Here is a 12,889-nt window from a genome sequence, read left to right as displayed (position 1 = left end):
TGAAATTGATTCTATTTATTATAAATCATAGCTCTTCACCAACGCAAAATTTGCGATCATCCATCTCAGCGCTGCTTACGATACACCCTTGCTTCGTACGGCTGAAGCTGAATCGCACCTTCATCGGTAGAATATCGTCTGCTTACATTGCTGATGATCAGCTTGGCATGCTCGGAATTCCAGCCTTCCGGCCACTGCATCTCGGGTTCATGTCCACGGAAATTCAGAATGACCAACATCTGCTCATCATCCAATGTTCGTGTATAGGCATAGATATCCGGATCATCCGGCAGCAGCAGTTCATACGCGCCATAGATAAGCACTTTATGTTGTTTGCGAAGGGCAACTAGCTTACGGTAATAATGCAAAATGGATTGCGGATCACTTTCGGCATCGGCTACGTTAATTTCAGAATAATTATCATTCACCTGAATCCAAGGCTGACCTTGGGTAAACCCTGCGTGTTCCGTATCATCCCATTGCATTGGCGTGCGGGCATTATCGCGGCTCTTCAGCCAGATCGCCTGCATGACTTCATGCTTCGATTTACCTTGACCAATGTAATGATTGTAATAATTTTTCGTCTCGATGTCCCGGTATTGCTCGATATCCGGGAAAGCAACATTGGTCATGCCAATCTCTTCCCCCTGATAGATGTAGGGCGTTCCCTCAAGTGTAAGCATCCATGTCGCCAGCATCTGAGCAGAACGTACCCGATATTTACCGTCATCACCAAAACGGGAAACCGGACGTGGCTGATCATGGTTGCCCATGTAATTGGCATTCCAGCCCCTATTGTGCAAAACCGTTTGCCACCGGCTCATGATTTCTTTGAGGTCGGTCAGTTTCCATTCCTTATAGTTCCACTTACCAATGCCAGAAGATTTGGCATCGATGAACATATGCTCAAACTGGAAAACCATATTAAGCTCGTCACGATCCGTCCCCACATAGGCCAGTGCCTGCTCAGGTCCAAGTCCGGAAGTCTCGCCAACCGTCATGGGTCCGTAAGGTTTCAGGATCATGTTATTCAGTTTCTTCAGGATGGAGTGTACCTGTTCCAGGTTGGAAAAGAGCTGATACGCTGGAACCACCGGCAGATTATCCGGATTGTGGGCACTTGGCAGCCCCTCTGCCTTGGCGATATGCGCTACTGCATCGAAACGGAATCCGTCTACCCCTTTTTCCAGCCACCAATGCACCATCTCATACATCTCTTCTGCCATCTGTGCATTGTTCCAGTTGAGATCCGGTTGCTGTTCCGAATACAGGTGCAAATAATATTCATTTGTCTCAGGATCATGCTTCCACACCGAACCTCCAAAATAGGACTCCCAGTTATTCGGCACCTGGCCATTTTTACCTGAACGCCAAATATAATAATCCCGCTTCGGATTCATCTTCGATGAACGAGACTCGGCAAACCACGCATGTTCATCCGACGTATGATTCAGCACCAGATCCATCATGATCTTGAGCCCGCGCTTGTGTGCCGCTGCCAATAACCGATCAAAATCCTCCATCGTGCCATATTTACGCAGAATGGCGTAATAATCCCGAATATCATATCCGTTATCATGTCCTGGTGAATCGTAGATGGGACAGAGCCAGATTACATCCACGCCCAAATTCTCCAAATAATCGAGTTTCTCATAGATCCCCTGCAAGTCGCCATATCCATCCCCGTCCGAATCCTTGAAGCTGCTCGGGTAAATCTGGTAGACCACACTCTCTTTCCACCAAACGATATCGCCCACCTCGCTCTCATCTTTGTCTAATATATAATCTCTGTTCACTATATTAAGCCGTTAATATGTTTTATCCGAAAAGATTCCCTTGTAAACATGTGAAAGGTATCTTATGCAAAAAGACCCGGTCATGGACCGCGATCTGCGGCTCAATTCCGAGTCCTTCTTTGTGAACATAAAAACAACTTAAACGCGGCGTAACCTATCCAGGCACCGATCGTGTTCAGAATAATGTCATCCACATCGAACGAACCAACACGCGTGATCAATTGTGTGAGCTCAACACCCAGTAGAAGCAAGACAACTGTCGATGTAAAGGTTAGGAACGAACGACACCTCCGAAACAACCATGGAATCCAGATGCCCAGCGGAATGAACAATACGATATTGCCAAACAGGTTTTTGATCCAGGTATCTGTATTGTACCTCTCCCTCTCCATAAGAAGTGGACGAATCGTCTCGAAGGGTACGAGATTATATTGATAATACATGCCAGGTGTTCGTCCACTGACAAACAGTAAAATGCCCATAATTAGTAGGTAAAGCACTGCCATGCAAGCAACAATGGTCAGCATCCACTTGGAGTGGAGCCACGACTTTTCGCTCATTCATCCCGTCCTCCGACTTTGATTTCCGCGAAGCGGTAAGGTCTATTTTAACGGGATATAGATCTTCATGTCCAGTTGTTCAGGGGTCGATTTCCAGACATCCGTCACTTCAAAGTCTGGTCCTTCCCTCCGTTCATAGTTCGACTGCGGCAACCAGCTGCCATAGATCATTTTCCGAATATCCTGCCCAGATCCTTCCACGGTGAATTCTGCATACAAGCCACCCGGAATTTCAATCGAAGTAAAACCGGGTTCAAGTCCCTGTGATGCTCCACTGCTTTCTTCACCCACAATAAAAGAAAATGCTCCATCCTCTTCAAAATGACAGGCCACACCGTAAGCCATATCAGGGCGTGTCCTCTCCGGGATCGCCATGAATTTCTGTTCCATGCCAAAATCGTGATAAAATCCGGGTATTTCAGCATAATGCTGATTGTCATTCAAATTTGTCTTGTATTCATAGCCGATAATCCAGTTCGGTTCCCGTGTGACCAGACGGGGTGTGTTCATGTGGAATGTTCCACCAAGCTGGGTTCGATAATCATTAAAATCAATGCTCTGTTGCATCTTTAGAAGAGACAACTGATCCGCTTCCAGTTTACGCAGCTTCGCGGGTGTCATTCCAAAGTAGGCTGAAAATGCACGGGTAAATGCCTCTTGAGATTGATAGCCAAAGCTCATCGCAATGTCCAATATGCCTTCCGATGAGCCCCGCAGCACCCCTGCAGCTTCCGTTAATCTGCGTCTGCGCACGTATTCCAGTACCGTGAATCCCGTGATCGCCTGGAATAAACGCTGAAAATGAAACGCCGAAAAGCTCGCAGCAGCGGACGTCTCTCTGATATTAAAATCATCTTGCAAATGCTGCTCCAAATACTCAATAGCAAGCTGAATTCGTGTGTAATGATCCATAGTGACGGCTCCCCTATCTAATTCAAAATATCAAGCGATTTCTTATGTAGTATGACTGAGATCCAGATCATTTTTTTGATTTTGTGTGCGAACTTGTATGACGAAAGATACGCGAGTTGCGGTTCTCTTCAAGTTGAATAACACTATGATACACTGTATGCCAAAATCCCCTTGTTCTACAAGGAGATACTCTCTACGCTGGTTGATTTACCAGCAGAGATAGCTCTTGTGTACAAGGGGACTTATTTGTTTAACAATCTATTCTTAACCTTTCCAGTTCCCGGACACCGGATGAATACCCCAGATATCTGTCGCATACTCACTAATGGTACGATCACTGGAGAATATGCCGGAATGAGCCGTGTTCAATATCGCTTTCCGAGTCCAGCCCGGAATATCCCGATACGCCTGGTCAATCACTGCATGCGCGTCTGCATAAGCAGCAAAATCACGCAATACAAAGTATTCGTCACCATGAGCAAGCAAGGAGTCATAAATATCCCAGAACTCCCCGTCACGATAACAGAATGCACCTGGATGCACCAGTTGCTCCACGACCTCGCGAATGCGTTCATCGTGTTGCACAATCTCATTCGGACGATAGCTGCCGGAACGATAATACTCAAGTACTTCGTCTGCGCGCAGACCATAGATGAACATATTTTCTTCCCCAACCTGCTCCGCCATCTCCACGTTGGCTCCATCCATCGTGCCAATCGTTAAGGCGCCATTCATCATAAACTTCATGTTTCCTGTACCCGATGCTTCCTTGCCTGCGGTTGAGATCTGTTCACTAACATCCGCAGCTGGAATAATTTTCTCTGCAAGAGAGACGGAATAGTTTTCGAGGAAAAATACCTTCAAGCGGTCATTCACCGCTGCATCCCGATTTACCGTGTCAGATACCGTATTGATCAGCTTGATGATTTTCTTGGCAAAATAATAACTCGGTGCTGCCTTGGCTCCAAAGATGAACGTACGCGGCACCATATCAAACGAAGCATCATTCTTAAGCCGGTTATACAGATGCATCACATGCAGAATGTTCAACAGTTGTCGTTTGTACCCATGCAGCCTCTTCACCTGCACATCAAAAATGGAATCCGGATTCACTGTCGTTCCAGTATGATCCAGAATATACGCAGCAAGTCGTTCCTTGTTATCCCGCTTAATCGAACGAAACTGCTCTTGGAATGATGTATTATCCGCAAAACCTGCCAGCTGGTCCAGCTTGCCCGGCTCTGTTATCCATTCGTTACCAATTGTATCCGTGATGAGATCTGACAGTTTCGGATTGGCATGCATCAGCCAGCGGCGATGGGTAATGCCATTCGTTTTGTTATTGAAACGCTCTGGGTACAGTGCATAGAACGGAGCCATCTCGCGTTCCTTCAAAATCTCGGTATGCAATGCAGCGACACCATTCACGCTATGACTGCCTACAATCGCCAGATGCGCCATCCGCACCTGATCGTTCGCAACGATCGCCAGATGCCCTATGCGATCCTGATCTCCCGGATACCGGTCCAGCAGCATGCCACAGAAGCGTTTGTTGATCTCTTCAATAATCATGTAAATCCGTGGCAGCAGCTTGCTGATCATGGATACAGGCCATTTTTCAAGCGCTTCGCTTAGCGTTGTGTGATTGGTGTACGATACGGTTCGTGTCGTGATATCCCATGCTTCATCCCAGCCATAACCTTTCACATCAATCAGTATGCGCATCAGCTCTGGAATAACCAAGGTTGGATGCGTGTCGTTGATGTGGAAAGCCACTTTATCCGGCAATCGGTCATACGAAAGCTCCAGCTTGTTGAATGTACGCAGCGCACTTTGCACGCCTGCTGAACACATGAAGTATTGCTGCTTCAATCGCAGCAGCTTTCCTTCATACTGGGAATCATCCGGATAAAGGAATTCCGAGATCGATTCAACCGAACGGCTATAATCCAGATAGCCGTAGTAGTTCGAAGGGGTGTCGAGTGAAGTCTCGCGCTTCGGCTCAGCACTCCATAGACGTAATGTGTTCACATGGGTTTGACCATATCCGATGACAGGCACGTCATAGGGAATGGCGACAACCGATTCGGCATCTTTTGTAACAAACTGATATTCTCCATCCTGTTCGTGAGCTTCTACCCTTCCCCAAAACTGTACTTCCACCTTTTTGTCTGGACGACGGACTTCCCATTCGTTGCCTTTATCCAACCAATTGTCAGGTAATTCGACCTGATTGCCATTGATGATTTTTTGCTCAAACAACCCGTATTTATAGCGAATGCCGCAGCCATGTCCCGCATATCCAAGTGATGCAAGTGAATCCAGGAAACAGGCAGCGAGTCGTCCGAGACCTCCGTTACCTAGTCCTGCATCGGCCTCCTGCTCTTCCACTTCTTCCAAGGAGAAGCCCAGCTCAGCCAGACTGTCGCGCACCAATTCCAATTCATTCACATTCAACAGATTGTTGCCGAGCAGACGTCCAATCAGGAATTCCAGCGAGAAGTAATAGACCTGTTTATCCTGGCGCTGCTTAAACCCCTGATTCGACGCTGCCCAATCCTGGCCTGCATATTCACGGATCATGCTTCCCAGTACGTGGTATACGTCTTCCTGTGTTGCTTCTTCAATCGGTTTGCCCAATTTGCTGACCAGATTCCGTGTAAAGATACTCTTGAACGTTTCCTTGTTGTCAAACAAAAGTAGGTTCCTCCCGGGGAAATCCTGCAGGACGGTGGCGGTTCATACACTCAGTTGCTCAACATTGTGCAAAGTGGCCGTTCCGGTGACGAATCGTTCTTATGATCGCTGTTGTCTCCAAATTTTCTTGATTAACCTATATAAATTGAACTAAAGAATATTTACACTGGACACTTCGATGACAGAATAACCTTCCGATCGCTGTTATCCCCAGATTTTTTTGATTCCTTTTGAAAAGGGGAAATCCGGGGATAAAGGCGAACGCTGCGCTTCTTCAGGTTCTTTCTGTCCTCTCCGTTTTGTGTAAATGTTTAAGTTGAATTTATATAGTACAAGGTTGAAATTTGGAGACAGTCTATGCTCCTTCAGAATCGATTTCGTTCCCTTCACTACGTTTGCATGCTGGTGAGAACTTTCGAAGATGCAATTCATGCGTCGAAAGTATGAACCTTACATCCATCCTACAAGATTTTTATTTTATATATATTTATAGAAGATATCGGTTACGTGTGGGTATTAGATAATAGTACTTTTCGCTAAAATATATGGATTCGACGGGTCGCCGATCAGCGTCTGTCCTCCGGTCAGCTTCACGTCTTTATCCAGAATGACGTTCTCAAGTACCGTTCCTTCGCCAATGTAACATTTTTGCATGATGATGGAACCTTTGATTTTGGCACCCTTGGCCACTTGTACGCCGCGGAACAGAATGCTGTCCTCCACCTCGCCACCAACGATGCAGCCATTGGCAAGCAGTGAATGTTTAACATCAGCGGTATCCAGGTATTTGGCTGGGGCTTCATATTTAATTTTGGTCTGAACAGGATCTTCCTTGAACAGTTGTTCATATTGCCCTGTGTTGAGCAGTTCCATACTATTGCGATAATAACTGTCGATGGAATTGATAACTGCGTGATAGCCATCATATGCGTACGCAGCGATATTCAATCCATCCGGATTTTTTTGAATGACATCCCGGAAGAAATGGCTCTCGCCGTGATCGATGCAGCGTTGCACTTGGCGCAGGAACAATTCCTTCTCCATGATGAAAATTTCTGTATATATATTCGGGTGGTTGGCGCTTTGGTGAATGTCCACTACGTTACCGTCCCCGTCATGGTCAACTTTGACACAGGCGTCATGCTCAGGCAGCAGTTGATCCACTTTTTTGCAAACCAGAGTAACGTCCGCTCCTTTGCTGATGTGATACCTGTAGACATCCTGGAGGTCTGCTTTGGTCACATGGCGACTACCCGCATGCACGACATATTGCCCTGCACCTCTGTGGAAAAAGTCCAAATTGTTATGGAAATGCTGCAAATCCCCCTGTGACGTATCTGTTGGATCGTTCCAGTCCGGTGGCAAAATAAACATACCTCCATGCTTGCGATCCAAATCCCAAGGCTTGCCGTCACCGAGATGGTCCATCAGTGAACGATATTTTCGCCGTACAAATACCCCTATACTCTCAATTCCTGCATTCATCATATTGGATAGAACAAAATCGATCAGACGGTAACGCCCGGCATAAGGCACCGCGGCTCCGCAGCGAAAGTACGTCAATTCCTTCAATTCCTCAAGTTCATGGTCAAGGTTAATAACTCCGATCAATGGTTTCATCGCATGCACCGTCCTTTTGGCTTCAATTAGGCCTTGCTGGTTATTCCTTGGCGAAGCTGACGTTCCAGCTCTTCCTGATCCACGAGCAAAATATCACTTTCATCTCCCGGTGAAGGCGAAATCTGTGTTCCATCTGGAATAACCAATCCTTCTGAGATAATCGCTCGGTGAATTCTCACATTCTGACCGATTTTCACCCTTGGCATGATGACCGAATCGATAACAGCGCTGTTCTCCCCAACTTCAATTCCATAGAACAGAACGGAATGATTAACCTCACCATGCACAACACTGCCTTCACTAATAATGCAATTCCGTACTTTGGCCGATGGCGAGATGTATTGTGCAGGTTGATTCGGGTTACGAGTAAAGATACGCCAGTCCGGATCATTCAGATTAAACGGTGTGTCTTCGTCCAACAGGTCCATATTGGATTCCCATAGACTGCGAATGGTACCTACGTCTTTCCAGTACCCTTCGAACGGATACGCATATAAGGATTTTTCATGTTCAAGCAACAAAGGAATGATATCTTTACCAAAATCATAGGAGGTGGATGCCTGTTGTTCATCCTGGATCAGGAAACGTTTCAATACATCCCACTTGAAGAGATAGATACCCATGGAAGCGAGTGTGCTCTTGGGCTCAGGAGGTTTTTCTTCGAATTCATAGATGCTATAGTCATCATTGGTGTTCAGCACGCCGAACCGGCTGGCTTCTTCCAATGAGACATCAATGACCGATATGGTGCAGTCTGCATCTTTTTCTTTGTGATACTGGAGCATCTTTTCGTAATCCATTTTATAGATATGATCCCCTGACAGAATGAGCACATGCTCCGGATCGAATTGTTCAATAAAGTTCAGGTTGCGGAAAATCGCATCCGCTGTCCCCCGGTACCAGTTGCTACCGTCTTCACGTTCATGAGGTGGAAGTACGTATACCCCGCCGTTTTTACGATCCAGATCCCAGTCACTGCCAATGCCTATGTAAGAATGCAGGACGAGTGGTTCATACTGGGTCAACACGCCAACCGTATCAATACCCGAATTGGAGCAGTTACTCAGTGGAAAATCAATGATTCGGTATGTTCCTCCAAAATATACAGCTGGCTTCGCCAGTGATTTGGTTAATCCTTTTAACCTCTTACCTTGCCCTCCGGCAAGTAGCATCGCTACAACTTCTTTTTTCGCCATCATTACAGCCTCCTCCACGTGCATTCGTTCTGATTCATTTCAGAGCCCATAATCGATATTCTGTTGTGTGGACACTGTTGTCTTGATTAGGAGCTTGCTGTACAGATGTGTAGCTGGATGATTCAACTTGCAGTTGAACTTTTTGGATTGTGAAGCCTGAAATAGAGATAATGCGGTGTAGAATTGCCTTGACTGACTTACTGAGGTGAATGTTAGATGTAGAGCTTAAGGTGTAGCTCGTGAACAATGTAATAGACTACTCCTATTTAACATTAAACACGAAACGGACTGGGGAATCTTGCTGGAAAACATCGACATCAAGTTGCGGGTGAGATTACCCTTTCTCGTGCCGGTGCTATTCATATTGTATTCGATAATAGAGAAGCAAAATCCTTTAGTTTTTGTGCAATCATTAAGTGGAAAAATAAGTAAAAAAGAATTGCAAACATGACAAAAAAGCCGACTTTCAATCCCGGCTCATTTTGTCTGTCTATTTTATGCCCCTGCTTGGTCCATGCTCATTCGCAGGATCATACTGTACTTTACTTTTTCTATATCCGTTCCTAAACGTTCCTAAAATGGTCTATATAATTTTGCGGAACAGCTCCATCACTTCATCCTTGGACGGTTGATATGGATTGCCTGGTGCACAGGCATCTTTCATCGCGTTATCGGCAAGCAGTTCAACATCAGGATCTTTCACGCCGAGTTCAGACAGTTTCTCAGGGATACCCACTTCCTTCGATAACTGTCGAATGGCTTCAATGACGTAATCCGAACATTCCTCATCACTTCTACCCTTCACATCCATACCAATCGCCTTGGCAATATGACGGAATTTGCCCGGTACATGCTTGGCATTAAGCTCCTCTACATAGGGGAGTAACATGGCGTTACACACACCATGCGGCAGATCATACACGCCACCCAGTTGATGCGCCATCGCATGCACATAACCAAGGCCTGCATTATTAAAAGCGATTCCCCCCAGGAAACACGCGTACGTCATATGTTCCCGCGCTTCCAGATCACTGCCGTCCCTCACGGCTCTTGGCAGATATTCAAAGATCAGTTCAACAGCTGCTGCAGCTGTCGCACTTGTCACTGTAAATCCACCCGGTGTAACCATCGCTTCAACGGCATGGGTCAATGCATCCATTCCTGTGGCCGCTGTGAGACTTGCAGGTTTGCTGAGCATCAGCTCCGGATCATTAACCGACAGGGAAACCAGACTGTTACGGTCCACCATCACCATCTTCACTTTACGTTCCTCATCTGTAATCACGTAGTTAATTGTCACCTCGCTCGATGTGCCAGCCGTTGTGTTAAAAGCCACAAGTGGCACGGACTTATGTTTCGATTGATGCAATCCTTCATATTCACGGATATGGCCACCATTGGTAGCTACAATGCCAATGCCTTTGGCAGCATCCTGCGGTGAACCTCCGCCTATCGATATAATGGCGTCACAGCCATGATCCTGAAATTCTCGAAGTCCGTCATGTACATTCTGACATGTTGGATTAGGCTGAACCTCATCATATACGACATAGTCTAACCCTGATTTTCTTAATATAGACAGTACCTGTTCAGCAACGCCTGAAGCAATCAATTGACGATCACTTACAACCAGCGCTTTGCGGATACCCATCTGTTCTATCATCTGGCCTGCTTCCTGTAAACATCCTCTACCCATCAAGTTCACGGGCGGAACATAATATGCATGTGTTGCCATTTGAACCAGCCTCCTGTAACCCCTGATTTACTATCTACATTGTAACTGAATCCGTTTTCAGATATAGTGAAATAAATCACAATGAGTCCGATAAATGTTACACTGAGGTTGATTTTTACCCGCAATGAAAAAGACGACTCAGACACCCGCAGGTCTCCAAGCCGTCTTACTTATCCATTTCAAAGCTCCCCCACTACTCATTCTATGATGGAAGATGCTTTCACTAAAAGCTATCTACGATGGCTTACAGCGCCTTATCGTTCACGCCGTCAAGCCATGCCTCAATATCCCCAATTACGGAGGATACACAACCATCCTCGAACGGGGAGTTCAATCCAGCCAGTTCAACCAATCCAGTGAAGGATAGGCTTCCCCCGGCTTTGCACAATGTCAGATAGTCAGCCCATGCGGACTTCATGTCTTCGTTGCTACGTTTCCAGAACTGGAATGCACAGATTTGTGCTAACGTATAGTCGATATAATAGAATGGCGATGAGAAAATGTGGCCCTGCTTATGCCAGAAACCACCTTGCTCCAAATACGCATTATCTTTGTAATTAATGTGTGGCAGATAGGTCTTCTCAATGTTGCGCCATGCCTGTTTGCGTTCCGCTGGTGTAGCTTCCGGATTCGCATATACAAAATGCTGGAATTCATCCACGGCTACGCCATACGGAATGAACAACAGACCGGAAGACAGGTGATCAAACTTGTACTTGTCCGTATCTTCCTTGAAGAACAGGTTCATCCACGGCCATGTGAAGAATTCCATGCTCATGGAATGAATCTCAGCGGATTCATACGTTGGCCAGTTGTATTCAGGCACTGCAAAATCACGGCTCTCATAGACCTGGAAAGCATGACCTGCTTCATGCGTCAATACATCAATATCACCCGATGTACCGTTGAAGTTGGAGAAGATAAACGGCACTTTGTAATCGTTCAGGAACGTACAATATCCGCCGCCCTGTTTACCTTTTTTGCTTACCAGATCCATCAATTCATTTTCGGTCATCATTTGGAAAAAGGCATCCGTTTCTGGCGATAATTCAGCATACATTTTTTTACCATTATCGATAATCCAGTCCGCGTCACCTTTCGGAGTCGGGTTACCCGTCTTGAAACTGAAGCCCTGATCGTAATAATACAACGTCTCCACATCAATCCGATTACGCTGGCGCTCTCTGAGCTTGGTCGCCACAGGCACGATATAATCGCGAACTTGTGCACGGAAGTTGGCTACCATCTCGGCGTTGTAATCCGTACGGTTCATGCGGTCATAGCCGAGTTCCACATAGCTTGGATATCCCAGTTTCTTCGCGATCTGTGTACGTACTTTAACCAGTTCGTCGTAAATACGATCGAATTCAGCCTCATGCTCAGCCATGAACGTATATCTGGCTTCCGAAGCACGCTCACGCATGGAGCGATCCGTGGACAGTTCAAATGGATGAAGCTGTGGCAATGTGCGCTCTTCACCTTCAAACGGAATTTTGGCCGAAGCGATCAACTGGTTGTATTCTGTAGAAAGTTTGTTCTCCTTCTGGAGTTCTTCGATAATTTCCGGGCTGAACGTTTTTAATGAAAGATCCGCCAGCTGGAACAGCTGTGAACCCCATTTTTGTTCCAACTCGTTGCGGAATTTGGAGTTAACCAGTGCGCGGTAAAAATCCGTAATGTATTCCTGCACAATTGGTGCATTCTCATCCAGAAATTCGTTCTCCGCCTTGTAAAACTCATCATTGGTATCAATGGAATGACGGATGTAGACCAATTGGGCTTGCGTCTCAAAATCACTGCGCAGCGCGTTAATCTGATCCATGAATCCGCTTTGTTCTTCAACCGTTGCCGCAGCTTCGAAACCGCTCAGCAGCTCACGGAAAGATGTCTTGATGTGTTCCAGATCGGGACGTGTATACGTATACTCACCAAATTTCATTTATGTACACCCTTTCCTGTTTGGCAGAATTTCGGGAATATCCCGAGTTAAACTATCCCCTATTATACAAAAGAGCAGCTAAAAAATCCCATCTTTACGAAAAATATTTGTCCATCGGTCAAATTGTGCAACATGACTGGTTATATATATTACGTGCCAATGTAAGGTCATACTACAAAATGTTTTGCCACACAAATAAGCCCGCCTCGCATTAGCGAAGCCAGCTTATAGGCTTGTCTCTTCATTTCCACAATTAATGAATACTAGCTTTGGTCTTTATCCATAATCTGATAGAACCAGCCCATTCCGACCATGCCCACGACCATAATAACAGCCATAATAATGATATATGTCATGAATGTAACCTCCCTGCTTCCGTATATTCATCACACTACTACTAGTGTACACGGTGAAGCCCCATTTGAATTGACCGA

General features: G+C 46.0%; 8 protein-coding genes. All 8 read right to left on the bottom strand.

Annotation, left to right across the window (positions count from 1 at the left end; translation table 11 throughout):
• Nucleotides 1–65: 65 nt before the first annotated feature.
• Nucleotides 66–1,757, bottom strand: a complete 1,692-nt coding sequence (locus tag NYE45_RS12230; protein ID WP_340017359.1) for an alpha-glucosidase — start codon at nucleotides 1,755–1,757, stop codon at nucleotides 66–68.
• 140 nt (nucleotides 1,758–1,897) lie between these two features.
• Entirely contained in the window at nucleotides 1,898–2,356 is a 459-nt protein-coding gene (locus NYE45_RS12225; RefSeq protein WP_340016818.1) for a VanZ family protein, read from the bottom strand.
• 42 nt (nucleotides 2,357–2,398) lie between these two features.
• Nucleotides 2,399–3,268, bottom strand: a complete 870-nt coding sequence (locus tag NYE45_RS12220; RefSeq protein ID WP_340016817.1) for an effector binding domain-containing protein — start codon at nucleotides 3,266–3,268, stop codon at nucleotides 2,399–2,401.
• Between the two features lie 264 nt (nucleotides 3,269–3,532).
• Nucleotides 3,533–5,965: a glycogen/starch/alpha-glucan phosphorylase gene (locus tag NYE45_RS12215; RefSeq protein ID WP_340016816.1), complete on the bottom strand. Its 2,433-nt coding sequence runs from the start codon at nucleotides 5,963–5,965 to the stop codon at nucleotides 3,533–3,535.
• 516 nt (nucleotides 5,966–6,481) lie between these two features.
• Complete coding sequence (glgD, locus tag NYE45_RS12210) at nucleotides 6,482–7,585, bottom strand: glucose-1-phosphate adenylyltransferase subunit GlgD (protein WP_076330841.1); 1,104 nt, start codon at nucleotides 7,583–7,585, stop codon at nucleotides 6,482–6,484.
• Between the two features lie 26 nt (nucleotides 7,586–7,611).
• Nucleotides 7,612–8,781: a glucose-1-phosphate adenylyltransferase gene (locus NYE45_RS12205; protein WP_340016815.1), complete on the bottom strand. Its 1,170-nt coding sequence runs from the start codon at nucleotides 8,779–8,781 to the stop codon at nucleotides 7,612–7,614.
• A gap of 583 nt (nucleotides 8,782–9,364) precedes the next feature.
• The gene (locus NYE45_RS12200; protein WP_340016814.1) at nucleotides 9,365–10,516 is read right to left on the bottom strand and encodes an iron-containing alcohol dehydrogenase; all 1,152 of its coding nucleotides are present in this window, start codon (nucleotides 10,514–10,516) and stop codon (nucleotides 9,365–9,367) included.
• Between the two features lie 244 nt (nucleotides 10,517–10,760).
• On the bottom strand, nucleotides 10,761–12,455 hold the full coding sequence (locus tag NYE45_RS12195) for a M3 family oligoendopeptidase (protein WP_076330835.1): 1,695 nt from the start codon (nucleotides 12,453–12,455) through the stop codon (nucleotides 10,761–10,763).
• Nucleotides 12,456–12,889 lie beyond the last annotated feature (434 nt).

The sequence above is a fragment of the Paenibacillus sp. FSL K6-1318 genome, assembly GCF_037976905.1.
Classification (GTDB): Bacteria; Bacillota; Bacilli; order Paenibacillales; family Paenibacillaceae; genus Paenibacillus; species Paenibacillus amylolyticus_A.
The sequence above is the reverse complement of the archived record's forward strand: the minus strand, read 5'-3'. Positions and strand labels throughout refer to the sequence as shown.

Excerpts from the sequence above, each read along its gene's own strand:
- NYE45_RS12205 (WP_340016815.1), bottom strand. The coding sequence starts at position 8,781 with ATGGCGAAAAAAGAAGTTGTAGCGATGCTACTTGCCGGAGGGCAAGGT.
- NYE45_RS12220 (WP_340016817.1), bottom strand. The coding sequence starts at position 3,268 with ATGGATCATTACACACGAATTCAGCTTGCTATTGAGTATTTGGAGCAG.
- NYE45_RS12195 (WP_076330835.1), bottom strand. The coding sequence starts at position 12,455 with ATGAAATTTGGTGAGTATACGTATACACGTCCCGATCTGGAACACATC.
- NYE45_RS12225 (WP_340016818.1), bottom strand. The coding sequence starts at position 2,356 with ATGAGCGAAAAGTCGTGGCTCCACTCCAAGTGGATGCTGACCATTGTT.
- NYE45_RS12200 (WP_340016814.1), bottom strand. The coding sequence starts at position 10,516 with ATGGCAACACATGCATATTATGTTCCGCCCGTGAACTTGATGGGTAGA.
- glgD (WP_076330841.1), bottom strand. The coding sequence starts at position 7,585 with ATGAAACCATTGATCGGAGTTATTAACCTTGACCATGAACTTGAGGAA.